Origin of the sequence: Pseudoxanthomonas yeongjuensis, from assembly GCF_010093345.1 — a bacterium.
Taxonomy (GTDB): domain Bacteria; phylum Pseudomonadota; class Gammaproteobacteria; order Xanthomonadales; family Xanthomonadaceae; genus Pseudoxanthomonas_A; species Pseudoxanthomonas_A yeongjuensis.
The window spans coordinates 20911-34608 of the sequence record NZ_PDWT01000009.1; the positions used below are offsets into that span (position 1 = coordinate 20911).

Consider the following 13698-nt stretch of genomic DNA (forward strand, 5'->3'; position numbering starts at 1 on the left):
GAGCTCTTTCCCGACAGCTCCGCCGGCTTCGATGCGCAATTCCAGACTGGCCTCGTCGCCAGGCGATATCGCGCGCCCTGGTCCTCCGTGTGCAATGATTGATGGGGATTGACGGCTTCCAATCGGGCCGCCAATGGAATGGAGGTCGAACAATGCACTCCCGTGGTTTATTCGGCAGCGTTCTTTACAGGAACAGGCTTGTCGCAAAGCGCCTGCTTGCGGTCCTCAATCGCGTGCTTCCGCGCTTATGGGCGCGGAAGCTGCGAAACGTCGCCGAGGTTGTCGCGTTTCGCATGACGCCGCACTATCAAGGCGAGACACTTCCGCCGATATTTCATTATTGGTCGGAAAGGTATGTGCGCCCCCTTTTGAAGAGGCATGGATTCGAATCGCCCGAGCATTTCTACCTTGCGAAGCTGGTAGAGGAGGCCGCTCGCATCGATGGCCGTATGCGGGTCATGAGCCTTGGTTCCGGGGCTTGCTCGCTTGAGATCCAACTCGTCCGATCCCTCGCGGAGCAGGGCATAGATGTGGATTTCGAATGCATCGACCTGAATGAAGCGCTGATGCTTTCCGCGAAAGAAGCCGCGAGGTCGGCTGGCGTCGATAGGCGCATGCGGTTTTCGGTCGCCGACGTGAACCATGGCCTCGAGGGGAAATCGGTAGACGTAATAATCGTCAACCAGTTCTTTCACCATGTCGAGGATCTGGAAGCCATGGTTTCGAGGATCAGGGCGGCTATCCATCCGCGCGGCCTCGTACTGACTTCGGATGTAATCGGGCGGAACGGCCACCTTCTCTGGCCATCGGTCGAGGCTGGCGTGCAACAGTACTGGTCGGAGCTTCCAGCCGACAAGCGGTTCGATCGGTTCACGAATTCATCGCCGAAGATTTACGTTGCCGAGAACCACGCCTCCTATTCGAACGAAGGAATAAGGGCTCAAGATGTCGTAACAGCGCTTCTTGCAGAGCTTGATTTCGAAGTGTTCTTGACTTATGCGGGGGCGATAGTGCCGTTCGTGGAACGACGCGTCGGGTTCAACTTCGATCCGGACTCGGCGCCGGACCGGGAGTTCATCGATCGCGTTGCCAGGCAGGACGCGACTGCAATCCATGAAGGCACCTATCCTCCGTCCAGCTTGCTTGGCGCGCTTCGATGGAAAGGCGCGACTTCCGAGGAATTGCTTGATCCGATATCGCCAAGCCAGTACCTGGCGGCCATCGCGCGTGAACTCGAACTTTCGATGAAGTAGCGGCAACGGATCCGGATCCGCATGGCGCTCGCTCGAGCGCGGAACACAGTTTTTCGTCATGCCCGCGAAAGCAGGAACCTGGTGGCTTCGGCCGTTCGCGGGCCACACGAGACACTGGCCCCCGGGAACTGGGTCGGGCTCGCTCATCGATGTGGGATGGCCGCTGCCGAGACCCTGCTGCGGTATCCGGTGCGATCCCGGATTCTTTCGCGAGCGCAAATTCTCAGATGTTCTGCCCGAGCAACTCCGCCGGAATCGCCGGCATCGGCGTGCGCTCGTCCAGGGCTTCGCGTTTCATCCACTCGATGAATGCCTCGGCGGCCGGAGCGAGCGGGCGATGGGTGGGATGCACGGCGTAGTAGGCGAAGCGCGCCTTCAAGGCCGGGCCCGGCAGGCGGATCAGTTCGTAGCGTTGCAGGTAGGGCATGACGATCTGCTTGCGCGCCAGCGCCGCGCCGATGCCGTAGACCGCCGCGCGCATGGCGTCGGTGCTGTCGCTGAAGGTGTGCATGGCCGGCAGGCTCAGCCCGCGCACGCCGGCCGCGCGGAACCAGTCGCGCCAGCCCTGCAGGGCCATGTCGCTGACCAGAGGCAACGAGGCGATCTGGCGGGGTTCGGTCAGTCCGCCGGCACCGGCGAGTGCGGGCGATGCCACCGGGAACAGTTCGTCGTCCATCAGGTGATGCGAAGTCAAACCCGCCCATTGCCCGGGTCCGTGGCGAATACCGAGGTCCGGACCGTCTCCGTCGAAACGGACCAGCGAGATGCTCGCTTCGATGTGGATGCGGATGTCCGGATGCGTGGCGCAGAAACGTGGGAGCCGCGGCAGCAGCCAGCAATAGGCCAGCGAATGCAGGGTGGAAATCCGCAGCCGGGTGATGCTGCCGCCGTGATGCAGATTGGCGGCGACGGCGCCGATGTCGGCGATGGCGGCGCTGGCCGCATCGGCGAGCTGGCGGCCTTCGGCGGTCAGGGTCACCCCGCGCGCGTTGCGCTGGAACAGGACCACGCCCAGGCTGGCCTCCAGTTTGCGGACGTGGTGGCTGACCGCACTGGCGGTGAGGTGCAACTCCTCCGCAGCGTGAGCGAAATTCTGGTGCCGGGCCGCAGCGGCGAACACTCCGAGGGCGGGCAAGAGGGCAGGACGCAGGTTCATGACGATTACCGGCAAGGCACAAGCCAGATTTGTGGCTGACCCTGATAGTACGCGCTTGTGGGGATAGTCGGTTCAAGGAAAATGGGCGTCAGGCACAAATCTGGAGCGGGTGCGATGTCGGTGGAAAGCACAACGGTGGCGCTGGCCGGGAAGCCTGCGACGCTTGCCCGCGACTGGCGCACTCCGCTGGAATTGCTGCTGCTGGGCGCCATCTGGGGTGGCTCGTTCCTGTTCATGCGGATCGCGGCCAAACCATTCGGCGCCTTCGCTCTGGTCGATATCCGCCTGGCTTTGGGCGCGCTGGTCCTGCTGCCGTTCCTGTGGCGGGATCGCACCTCGATCGCGCGCTCGATGTGGCCGAAGCTGGCGATCATCGGTCTGATCAATTCGGCCATTCCCTTCCTTCTGTTCGCCTGGGCCGCGCAGCGTGCGCCCGCGGCCATCGGTGCGATCTGCAATGCGATGACCGTGCTGTTCGCGGCGTTGGTCGCCTTCGTGTTCTATGGCGAGAAAATCGGCCTGCGCCGGAGCCTGGCGTTGCTGACCGGCTTCGCCGGCGTGGTCGTGCTGGCCAGCGGCAAGATCGGGGGCATGAGCATCGGCGGCGCGGTGCTGGCGGGCGCGACCGCGGCCCTGCTGTACGGCTTCGGCGTGAACCTGGTGCGCAGGCACATGGGCCATATCCCTCCGGCCGCGGCCGCGGCGGCGACGCTGGGTTGTTCGGCGCTGTTGCTGTTGCCGTTCGCGGCCAGCTACTGGCCCGATCATCCGATCCCGGTGCTGGCCTGGGGCAGCGTGCTGGCGCTCGGCGTGGTCTGCACCGGCTACGCCTTCCTGCTGTATTACCGCCTGATCCAGCGTATCGGTCCGGCACGCGCGGCGACGGTGACTTACCTGGTGCCGTTGTTCGGCGCGGCCTTCGCCTGGTTGTTCCTGGGCGAACCGGTGACGCCGACCATGATCGCGGCCGGCCTGCTGATCCTGGGCAGCGTGGCGGCAAGCCAGCGTACGGCGGCCAAGTGAGCGCGCGTGCCGGAGTGCAGAAGCGGGTGGTATTCGATTTCGAGATCGACTTCAGCAACGGCGGCGGCCTGCAGGGGCAGGAGTTCCGCCTGGATATCGAAGGCGACGACATTGCCGATATGGAGCTCGCCGATTACATCGTTAACGACATGCGCTTGTTGATGGTCGGCGCGGTGCGGATCCGCAACAAGCGGATCATCGAAGAAGCGCACAAGCGGATCGCGTGAAATCCTTGATGTCATCCCCGCTTTCGCGGGGGCGACGAATTCTTGGTGCGCGTATGCCTCACTTCTTTGCAACGCGCACCGGCAACGGCACATTGCACAAGTCGATATGCCCGGCCGGACGCTTGTAGAAATCGTCGCGACGGTTGCGGCGCGCTTCGGTCGCTTCGACAAACGTTTTGCTGTCGGTGCGTAGCAACTGCAGCGGGACGCGTTCGGCTTCGGGCAGCTCGCTTGCGAGCTTGATCGACTTGATCGTGGTGCGCAGTTCGGGCTTCTCGTAGAAACCCATCGGCGCAGGTCCGCGCGGAATCACGCTGAGCAACTCCATGCCCTGCACGACGCGGCCGACCACGGTGATGTTGTCGTCCAGCTGGCGCGGCGACTGCCCATCGACCACATAGAGTTCGGCGCCGATGCTGCTGTCTTCGTCATTGTTGCGGCCTGCGCCCAGGGTCCCGTAGCAGTGGGCCAGCCAGGTGGTGGCGGCCTTGGGGTCGTGTCCCACCGGGAAGCCATCGACGAAGCCCACCTGCGGCGCCCAGCCGTCGCTGTCGGGCAGGCGGTCGAATGCGAGGCCGGCCGAAGCGCGGTGGAATTCGGCCGGCAGTTTCTTCTTCGCCGTTCCCAGCGATCGCGCCTTGGCCGGGTCGTCGCCATCGGGATCGCCGAACTGCACGACGAAATTGTCCTGCGAACGGTAGATGCTCAACCCGTCCCAGAAATGCTCACGGGCCAGGGTGCGGATGTTGGCGACATGCTCGGGCGCGAACTGCGGGGCCAGCTCGATGACGACGCGGCCGGATTCCAGTTCCAGGTAGAGAGTGTTCGCCGGGTCCAGCGTGCGCCAGGCATCGGCCGGTGCGGCATCGATGATTTCCTGCGCGCTTTTATACTTGGCGGGTTCCGCTGCGATGGCCGGTGCCGAAGCGGGCAGGGCGGCCAGGCCCAGGGACAACAAACTGGAGAACAGCAGGGTGCGTGCGGGCATGGCGGGATTTCCCGTGAAGAGTGCGGTCGATTCTACGGCTACTCGCGGCGCACGAAAAACGGGCCGCGTCGGCGGCCCGTTCGTCTGCACTCATGCACCCGCCTATTTCGGCAGCGCGTAGGCGATCACGTAGTCGCCTTCCTTCGTCTCCATGAAGTGATGGCCGCCGGCCATGATCACCAGGTACTGGCGTCCGCCGGCCTCGTACACCATCGGCGTGGCCTGGCCGCCGGCGGGCAGCTTGTCCTGCCACACGGTCTCGCCGGTATCGATATCGATGGCGCGGATGAGGTCGTCGGTGGCCGCGGCGATGAAGACCAGTCCGCCGGCGGTCACCGCGGCGCCGCCATTGTTCGGCGTGCCGATTTCGATCGGCAAACCGGAGTGGATGCCGAACGGGCCATTGCCGCGGGCGCTGCCGAACGGGCGATCCCACAGGGTCTTGCCGGTCTTCAGATCCACTGCGCGGATGCCGCCATACGGCGGCTGCTTGCACAGCAGCTTGGTGAAGGGCAGGCGCCAGCCGGCATTGACGTTGATCGCGTAAGGCGTGCCGATCTGCGGATCGCCCGCGCCTTCGGCACCGCCCGCGTCGCCGCGCACCTGGTCGCGCGGAGCCCACCCCAACCTGTCGGCTTCGGCGCGCGGCACCAGCAGGTTGTAGTTGGGCATGTCGTTGTAGTTGGCGACGATGATTCCGCGCGCAGTGTCGATCGCGATCCCGCCCCAGTCCGAGCCACCGTTGTAACTGGGATATTCGATGGAATGGCGATCCGCGGTCGGTGGCGTGTAGAAACCGCCGTAACTGGCGCGGCGGAACTGCAGGCGGCAGACCAGCTGGTCCAGCGGGGTCATGCCCCACATGTCGCGTTCGGTCAGATCGTCCTTGCGCAGCGTATGGTAGAGCGAGAACGGCTGGGTCTTGCTGCGCTTGTCCGGCTCGACGCCGCCTTGCGGCACCGCGCGTTCCTCCACGCCCACCAACGGCTTGCCGCTGCGGCGGTCGAGCACATAGATGTCGCCCTGCTTGCTGGGCAACACGATCGCCGGCACCGGGCCGTTGACGGTGGGGAAATCCACCAGCGTGCCCTGCGAACCCAGGTCGTAGTCCCACACATCGATGTGGGTGGTCTGGAAATGCCATGCCGGTTTGCCGGTGGTCACGTCCAGCGCGACCAGCGAGGTGCCGTACTCGTTTTCCGGCGCGGTGCGCGAGCCGCTGAAGTAGTCGGCGCCGGAATTGCCCATCGGCAGATAGACAAGGCCCAGTTGTTCGTCGCCCGAGGCGGTGGTCCACATGTTGGGCGTGCCGCGGGTATAGGTCTGGCCCGGTGGCGGCAGGCCGTTGATCGCCGGATTGGCCAGATCCCAGGCCCAGCGCAACTGGCCGGTGACCGCGTCGTAGCCCTGGATCACGCCCGAGGGCGCGTAGCGGTATTGCCCGTCCAGCACCTGGTGCCCGGTCACCACCACGCCACGCACGATGGTCGGTGGCGAAGTGATCGAGACCATGCCCGGAAAGGTGTCGCCCATGCCGGCGGTGATGTCGACCTGGCCGTTGTTGCCGAAGCCGGCGCACGGCTTGCCGTTGCGCGCATCGACCGCGATCAACCGGCCATCCAGGGTGCCTTCGATGATGCGGGTCTCGCAGATGGGGTCGGGCGGCGCCACCGGCGGTGGTGGCGGACCGGGATTGGTGCTGGCCAGCGAAGGCGGATTGTCGGGCAGCGGAGGAACCGGTGTTTCGTAATAGGCCACGCCGCGGCAGGCCGCGGTGTAGGGAATGGACTCGTCCTTCACCTTCGGATCGTAGCGCCACAACTGTTTGCCGGTGGTCGCCTGCAATGCGATCAGCTGGTTGCGCGCGGTGCACAGGTAGACGGTGTCGCCGATCTTCAGCGGCGTGGTCTCCGCGCCCCAGCGATGGCCCGGCAGATCGCCGGTGCGGAATTCCCAGGCGCGCGCCAGGGTGGCCACGTTGTCGCGATTGATCTGCTTGAGCGGCGAGTAGCGGGTGGCGTCGTAGCCGCGTCCATACGCCGTCCAGTCGCCATCGGCCTGCGGCGTGAGCGACGAGGCCGTCGACGCATTCGTCGCTTGCGGTCCGGGGCCGATCGCCGGAGTCACGTAATAGGGTTTGAACGCGAGCGCGAAAGCCGCCACGAAAATCGCGGCGAGGGAAGCCGCGCAAAGCCGCGACAGTGTTTTCGATACCGGACGCCGCAGGCGCGGCGCCAGCAGGGCGACGAAGAAACCGAATGCCGTGACCAGTCCCATGCGCGGCACCCAGCGCCAGTAATCCGATCCGGATTCCCAGATCGTCCACAGCAAGGTGCCGACGAACACCAGTACGTACCACCAGAAGCCGCTGCTGCGCGCGCGGATCAACTGCACACCCGATACCAGCATGCCGACGCCGGCCAGCAGGTAATACCAGGAACCGCCGAGCGCGATCAGCCAGCCACCGCCTGCCGCCAGTGCAAGTCCTGTCAGCGCGATGAGCAGACCGAGTAGCGGCAGCAACCAATGACCCTTGTGAGAATGGCTGTCGTGATTCGGCATGAGGCGTCCTCAGGTTAAGGAAACAAGGATTTGCGGCCCGAGTCTACGCCGCACGATCGGCGGGCGGCGCTGCGCTGAAACAACCTCTCGGGGCGGCGGTTCTTCGCGGGCAAAGTATTCAAGGCCACGATGCGAAGCGGGATAGCGCCATGCCTGGCGATACCCCCACTAATGGCACATTCGCTATACGTAACTAAGCAATAGTATTCCCTCCAACCTAGCGGCCCCACCGCAAGGGAGGGGCCATGAGCGAATCCGAGCTGCATCTCAAGAAGTTCCAGAAAGAGCTCAGCACCGGCACCGTGTCGCTGGTACTGCTGGCGGTACTCTCGAAGGCGCCGGAGCCGATGTACGGCTACCTGATCGCCAAGCAACTCGAGCGCGTGGGCGAAGGCGTGCTCAGCGGCAAGCAGAGCGCGCTGTATCCGGTGCTGAGGAATCTTGAGGGCGCGGGGCTGCTGGAAAGTTTCGTCGAGCCTTCGATGTCCGGCCCGCCGCGACGCTACTACCGAATTACCGAAGCAGGGCGAACCACCCTGCTTGAATGGGTCGCCGCCTGGCGCGCGACCCGCGACTCCGTCGATTCCGTCCTGCTGGGGATACTCGAATGAACGCCAAGATCCTGCCCACCACCATTCCCGAATACCTGGAACAATTGCGTGCCGCGCTGCGCGATGCCGACCCGGCCATGGTCCAGGACGCGCTGTACGACGCAGAGGAATACCTGCGTTCGGAACTCGCCGAACAATCCGGCAAGAGCGAGGCGGAAGTGATCGCCTCGGTCGCCGGCAGCTACGGCGCACCCGAAGAGGTCGCCGAGATCTATCGCGACACCGAAGTCACGGTCAACCGCGCCCTGCGCGCGCCTGCGCCGCGCAAGCGCGAGTCGGCGCTCGGCAAGTTCTTCGGCGTCGTCGTCGATCCGCGCACCTACGGCGCGCTGTTCTACATGCTGCTGTCGCTGGCCACCGGCATCGTCTACTTCACCGTGGTCACCACCGGCGCCAGCCTGTCGCTGGGCCTGCTGATCCTGATCATCGGCATTCCGCTGCTGGTGCTGTTCCTGGCCCTGATCCGGGTGCTGTCGCTGGTCGAAGGACGTATCGTGGAAACGCTGCTGGGCGAACGCATGCCACGCAGGCCGCTGTACACACAGCGCGGCAAGGGCTGGCTGGAGCGGATCAAGGAGATCTTCACCGACGGCCGCACCTGGACCGCGATGCTGTATTTCCTGCTGATGCTGCCGCTGGGCATCGCCTACTTCACCACTGCGGTCACCCTGCTGAGCACGTCGCTGGCCTTCATCGCCGCACCCTTCGGTTATTTCTTCGCCAATGGCAACTATGGAATGACCATTGGCGATTACGACGTGGTCGCGAACGCGCCCTGGCTGTTGCCGCTGATGTCGATCGCCGGCGTGGTGCTGCTGTTCGCCACCCTGCATCTGGCGCGCGGCATCGGCAGGCTGCATGGCTTGCTGGCCAAGCACCTGCTGGTGCGCAGTGCGGTGGTTTGAGGGCGAGGAGCGAGAAGCGAGGAACGAGTGGAAGCAAGGAGCTTCTACTCGTTCCTCGTTCCTCTCCACTCGTTCCTGCCCCTAAGCGTACTTCGCGATGAAATCCCGCACGTCCGGATACACCACTTCGCGCCAGCGACGGCCGCTGAAGATGCCGTAGTGGCCGGCGCCTTTCACGGTGAGGTGCTGGTGTTTCGCTTTGGGAATTCCGGTGCACAGATCGTGCGCGGCGGCGGTCTGGCCCAGGCCGGAGATATCGTCGAGTTCGCCTTCGATGCTCAGCAACGCGGTCTTCCTGATCGCCGCCGGATTCACCCGTTCGCCCTTGATCTTCCAGGTGCCGCGCGGCAGCGAGAACTCCTGGAACACGGTGCGGATGGTGTCCAGGTAATACTCGGCGGGCATATCCAATACCGCGTTGTATTCGTCGTAGAACCTGCGATGCGAATCGGCGTCTTCCAGATCGCCCTTGACCAGGTCGGCGTAGAAGTCCCAGTGCGACATGAAATGCCGGCTAGGATTCATGGCGATGAAGCCGGCGTGCTGCAGGAAACCCGGATACACCGCGCGGCCGTGGCCCGGGTACGACGCGGGCACGGTGTGGATCACGTTGTTCTCGAACCACGACAACGGGTTCTTGGTGGCCAGGTCGTTGACCTGGGTGGGGCTGTGGCGGGCGTCGATCGGCCCGCCCATCATCACCAGCGACCGCGGCGTGGCTTCGCCGCGCGCGGCCATCAGCGAGACCGCGGCCAGCACCGGCACGGTCGGCTGGCATACGCTGATCACATGCAGGTTGTCGGCGCCGATGTGGCGGATGAAGTCCTCGATGGTGGCGACGTAATCGTCGAGGCCGAACTCGCCTTCCGCCGCCGGCACCAGGCGCGCGTCGATCCATTCGGTCACATAGACCTTGTGGTCGCGCAGCAGGGTGCGCACGGTGTCGCGCAGCAGCGTGGCGTGGTGGCCGGACAGCGGCGCGACCACCAGCACCGCCGGTTCCTTCTTCATCGCGGCGATGCTTTTCGCTTCATCGGTATAACGCTTGAAGCGCAGCAGCCGGCAGAACGGGGTGGCGAGGATTTCCTGCTCGATCACGGGAATGGCCGCGCCATCCACCTCGATCCTGTGGATGTCCCACGGCGGTTTTTCGTAATCCTTGCCGAGGCGGTGCATCAGTTCGTTGCCGGCGGCGATACGGTCGGCGCCGGGCAGGGCGGAAAGCCAGCTGTTGGGATCGGAGAAGAGCTTGGCGTTGGCCCCCGCCTGGTGGATCCAGGGGGCCATCCAGTTGCGGTTAAATTCGTGCCATTGATAAAGCATCATCGTGGGGCGGGTCCTGCGGAAGGCGGGTTGCTGCGTCGCAGCATACCGCAAAGCCGATTCGGGCTCTTCACCTTGCCCAGACGGCGTGCAGGGAAGCTGTTTCGACACCGCCCTTGCCCGCGCAGCGGGTAGGGGAGGCTGGGAGGGGCTCTTGCTCATGCTTGCTTGTCTTCCCGACCTGTCATGACCAGCCATTCGGCTGTTGAAAGCCCCGCGCAGAGCCTGCCCTCGAATGCTGTAGTCGGGGGCGGGAATCGCTCTGGCTCTTCGTTCCTGGTACAGCGGAAATTCGCCTCCCTCCAAAGCAACAGCAAGAACAAGAGCGATTCCCGCCTGCGCGGGAATGACGAGCAAAGGCTAAAGGCAAAGGCTAAAGGCAAAGGCGTTACGCTTTCCTCACTCCTCGTTCCTCGTTCCTCGTTCTTCACCTCCCCCAACCCTCCCTGCCACGCAAGGAAGGGAGCTAAGAGCCCTCCAGTGCGGAAACCTGATCGGCCAGCGATGGCGACAGCCAGCAATGCGATCCCAGCCCGCGCAGGCCATGGGCGTTGAACTGCTTGCGGTACCAGGACGCGGCGCGGGGCTGGAAGCCGACGTGGTCGCCTTCGAATTCGTCCTCGCGGGCGAAGGTTTCCAGGAAAGCCACGCCGCCGCACAGTTCCGCCAGCCCCGGCAAGCCGCGTTGCAACTCGCGCGCAGGCAGGTAATGCAGCACATCCGCGCAGACCAGCAGGTCGACGGGCGGGCAGGGGCGCAACCGGGCGAAATCGCCGAAGTGCGCGTAGTGCAGGTTGCGTCGCGGGCCGTATTTCGAGATCGCGAATTCGCTGCTGTCGAAACCCAGGTAGCGCAGCTTCGGACGCAATTTCAGCAGCGGCGCGCGCCATGCGCCTTCGCCACAGCCGATGTCCAGCACGCTGCGGATCGGGCGTTCCAGGTAGTACTCGGCGCAGGACACCGCCAAGGCCACCTTGCGCGCCAGGCGCTGCGGGCCGCCGATGTCGCCGCGGCGGTACCAGTGCTGGAAGTAGTTTTCGTCGTATTGTTTTTGCATTGGGGAGTGAGGAACGAGGAACGAGGAGTGAGGAGTGAGGAGTGAGGAGTGAGGAGTGAGGAGTGAGGAGTGAGGGAAGCGTAACGCTTTTGCCCGCCTTTGCCTTTGACCGTCATGAACAGCCGAATGGCTGTTCATGACGAGCAAGAAAAACCGGAGTGACGAACGAAACAAGGCCGCATGGTCCGGGTTATCCTTGCCGCGACGATTCCATAGAGGAAAACGCATGTACTTCTGGATCAAGACCGCACATCTCGTCTTCGTCATCGCCTGGATGGCGACCGTGTTCTACCTGCCGCGCATCCTGGTCAACCTGAGCGAAACCAGCAGCCAGCCTGAGGTACAGGCGCGTCTGTTGATGATGGGGAAGAAGCTCTACCGCTTCGGCCACAACATGTTCGGTCTGGCGCTGATACTTGGCCTGGTGCTGTGGCTGTATTTCCACATCAGCGGCGGCTGGTTGCACGCCAAACTCACGCTGGTCGTGCTGCTGCTCGCCCACTTCATCATCGCCGGACGCTGGCTGAAGGGCGTGGAGAAGGGCCTTGCGTTGCCATCCTCAAAAGCCCTGCGCTGGTTCAATGAGCTGCCGGTCTTGCTACTGGTGGCGGTCGTGTACCTGGTGCTGGCCAAGCCGTTCTGAAATAGAAGACGCCGTAGGAGCGACGTGAGTCGCGATTTCCCGGATCCGGGATCACCACATCCAATCCGGCTTTTCGCGAACGGCTTTTCGTTCGCGACTCACGTCGCTCCTACGGTCCTGGTCTATTTCTTTTCGAAGTCCGCTGGCCTCGGCAGTTCCACCGGCACGCCGTCGGCATTGCAGGTATTGGCCGCGCACAGGCGCTCGCGCAGTTTCGGCGTGGCCTGGACGATGAAGTGGTAGATCGTGTTTTCCTCCACCGTGCCGCGCACCGCTGCGCTGCCGGGGCCGCTGGCCCAGATGCCGACATCCTCGCCGCCATGCGATTCTGATTTCAGCGGCACCAGCGATTCCTGCAGGTAGTCGGGGTCGGCGGTATCGACATTGGACAGATCCGGCCTTCCCTCGCGCGGCTCGTAACTGCTGGGAGCATGCGGGTAGCTCTTGGGCCCGGCCGGCTGCTGGTTGCTGGCGCCGGTGTTGCCCGGGCCGTTGGCGTAAGTGAGCGTGGTGAATACCTGTCCGGCACCATCGCGCGCCAGGTCGCCAGGGACGTCGTCTTCCCCGCCCATGCCGCGGACCTTGCCTAGGATCGGATTGCCGCGGACCGGATAGCCGACGAAATTGAGCACATGCGAATGGTCGGCGGTGACGATGATCAGGGTGTCGTCGGCGGAGGTGGCCGCGCGCGCGGCACGGACCGCATCCGACAGGGAAATGGTTTCATCGAGCGCGCGGAAGGCGTTGCCGTTGTGGTTGGCGTGGTCGATGCGTCCGCCTTCCACCATCAGCACGTAGCCTTCGGCATTCTTCGACAGCGTGCGGATGGCGGCGACGGTCATTTCCGACAGGCTCGGTTCGCCCTCCGGGCTCCGGTTGCGGTCGTGGTCGAACTGCATATGGTCGGGCTCGAACAGGCCGAGGATCGCCGGGGCCTCCTTTGCCGCCTGGAATTGCCGGGTATTCCACACGTAAGCGCCATCGGGATGCGCGCGCTGCCACTCGCCGACCAGATCACGGCCATCGAGGCGCTGGCCGACCTTGTCGTCGTATTCGGGGTCGCGTTGTCCGACTGTGGTGTATTCGCCACGGCCACCGCCCAGGGCCACGCTGGGGCCTCGCCCGAAACGTGACGATGAAAGCAACTGTTGGGCGATGTCCTTGCATCCTTGCGCCCTTGCTTCGGCAGGCAGGTCGGTGTCGTTTTCCCAGTTGCGATTGGGTGCATGCGCATACGTCGCCGCCGGAGTGGCATGGGTCAGGCGCGCGGTCGTGACCACGCCAGTGGCGAGGCCCGCACTGTCGGCGAGCTCCAGCCAGCTCAGCAGCGGCTGTTCCAGGCTGGTGGCGCAATCGTCCTTGCGCCCGGAGGCCACGCCGATCGCGCCCATGTGGCTCTTCACGCCGGTGGTGATCGCGGTCATGGTGCCGGCCGAATCGGGCGTCTGCGAATCGGTGTTGTAGGTCTTGCTCAAAGCGGTGCTGGGGAACGTTTCCCACGACAACTGGTTCTCCTCGCCCGGACTGCCCTTGCGCTGGCCTTCGAGGATGCGCGCCGCGGCGACCGTGGTCAGGCTCATGCCATCGCCGAGGAACAGGATCACGTTCTTCGCCCGTCCCTGCATCGCGCCGTTGCCGGCCGCGCGCGCGGCGCCGCTGCGATACCACCAGGCGGGGGTTTCGCCAGCGGGGTGCGCGACGGCGGGGACTTCGATGGTGTGGACTGCGGATTCCGCGCGGCGTACGGGCGTGGCGGCACAGGAGGAAAGCAGGGTGAGGGCAAGGCTGGTCAGGACGGGGGACAGACGACGCATCATGTATTCCATGCTGGACAAGGGCCGATTATGCCGTGGCTACAGCGTCCTGCCGATGACAACTGGCAATTCCAGTGTTGCCGTCGCGCCAACCGATGGGCTGCGCTATCGTTCGCGCATGTTCAAAGCGATTCGA

12 protein-coding genes are annotated in these 13698 nt (G+C 64.4%); 6 read left to right on the forward strand and 6 right to left on the reverse strand.

Annotated features, from left to right (window positions below; translation table 11 throughout):
• Positions 1–152 precede the first annotated feature (152 nt).
• Entirely contained in the window at positions 153–1253 is a 1101-nt protein-coding gene (locus CSC74_RS15870) for a class I SAM-dependent methyltransferase (protein ID WP_162315475.1), read from the forward strand.
• Positions 1254–1476: 223 nt separating this feature from the next.
• Here the strand turns inward: CSC74_RS15870 and CSC74_RS15875 are convergent, their stop codons facing one another.
• The gene (locus CSC74_RS15875; RefSeq protein WP_162315476.1) at positions 1477–2409 is read right to left on the reverse strand and encodes a LysR substrate-binding domain-containing protein; all 933 of its coding nucleotides are present in this window, start codon (positions 2407–2409) and stop codon (positions 1477–1479) included.
• Positions 2410–2523: 114 nt separating this feature from the next.
• Between CSC74_RS15875 and CSC74_RS15880 the strand changes: the two genes are divergently transcribed.
• Together CSC74_RS15880 and CSC74_RS15885 are read left to right on the forward strand one after the other, a co-directional pair.
• Positions 2524–3432 (forward strand): DMT family transporter, encoded by a 909-nt coding sequence (locus CSC74_RS15880; RefSeq protein ID WP_162315477.1) that lies wholly within the window; start codon positions 2524–2526, stop codon positions 3430–3432.
• Complete coding sequence (locus tag CSC74_RS15885) at positions 3429–3659, forward strand: cyclase (protein WP_246193329.1); 231 nt, start codon at positions 3429–3431, stop codon at positions 3657–3659. The genes CSC74_RS15880 and CSC74_RS15885 overlap by 4 nt, the downstream gene beginning before the upstream one ends.
• Before the next feature lie 58 nt (positions 3660–3717).
• Here the strand turns inward: CSC74_RS15885 and CSC74_RS15890 are convergent, their stop codons facing one another.
• Together CSC74_RS15890 and CSC74_RS15895 are read right to left on the reverse strand one after the other, a co-directional pair.
• Positions 3718–4647 carry a peptidylprolyl isomerase gene (locus CSC74_RS15890; RefSeq protein ID WP_162315478.1) on the reverse strand — a complete coding sequence of 310 codons (930 nt, stop codon included), beginning with the start codon at positions 4645–4647 and terminating at the stop codon, positions 3718–3720.
• Between the two features lie 102 nt (positions 4648–4749).
• Positions 4750–7209, reverse strand: a complete 2460-nt coding sequence (locus tag CSC74_RS15895) for a membrane-bound PQQ-dependent dehydrogenase, glucose/quinate/shikimate family (RefSeq protein WP_162315479.1) — start codon at positions 7207–7209, stop codon at positions 4750–4752.
• Positions 7210–7454: 245 nt separating this feature from the next.
• On the opposite strand from CSC74_RS15895, the gene CSC74_RS15900 reads away from it, so the two are divergent.
• Together CSC74_RS15900 and CSC74_RS15905 are read left to right on the forward strand one after the other, a co-directional pair.
• Positions 7455–7820 (forward strand): PadR family transcriptional regulator, encoded by a 366-nt coding sequence (locus CSC74_RS15900; RefSeq protein ID WP_162315480.1) that lies wholly within the window; start codon positions 7455–7457, stop codon positions 7818–7820.
• Positions 7817–8725 (forward strand): sensor domain-containing protein, encoded by a 909-nt coding sequence (locus CSC74_RS15905; RefSeq protein WP_162315481.1) that lies wholly within the window; start codon positions 7817–7819, stop codon positions 8723–8725. The genes CSC74_RS15900 and CSC74_RS15905 overlap by 4 nt, the downstream gene beginning before the upstream one ends.
• Positions 8726–8806: 81 nt before the next feature.
• Here the strand turns inward: CSC74_RS15905 and CSC74_RS15910 are convergent, their stop codons facing one another.
• Both CSC74_RS15910 and CSC74_RS15915 read right to left on the reverse strand, forming a co-directional pair.
• The gene (locus CSC74_RS15910; protein ID WP_162315535.1) at positions 8807–10048 is read right to left on the reverse strand and encodes a polyhydroxyalkanoate depolymerase; all 1242 of its coding nucleotides are present in this window, start codon (positions 10046–10048) and stop codon (positions 8807–8809) included.
• Positions 10049–10514: 466 nt separating this feature from the next.
• On the reverse strand, positions 10515–11105 hold the full coding sequence (locus CSC74_RS15915; protein ID WP_162315482.1) for a class I SAM-dependent DNA methyltransferase: 591 nt from the start codon (positions 11103–11105) through the stop codon (positions 10515–10517).
• A 226-nt stretch (positions 11106–11331) separates the two neighbouring features.
• Between CSC74_RS15915 and CSC74_RS15920 the strand changes: the two genes are divergently transcribed.
• Positions 11332–11748: a CopD family protein gene (locus CSC74_RS15920; protein WP_162315483.1), complete on the forward strand. Its 417-nt coding sequence runs from the start codon at positions 11332–11334 to the stop codon at positions 11746–11748.
• Positions 11749–11870: 122 nt separating this feature from the next.
• Here the strand turns inward: CSC74_RS15920 and CSC74_RS15925 are convergent, their stop codons facing one another.
• Positions 11871–13562 (reverse strand): alkaline phosphatase, encoded by a 1692-nt coding sequence (locus tag CSC74_RS15925; protein WP_162315484.1) that lies wholly within the window; start codon positions 13560–13562, stop codon positions 11871–11873.
• Positions 13563–13698: the final 136 nt, after the last annotated feature.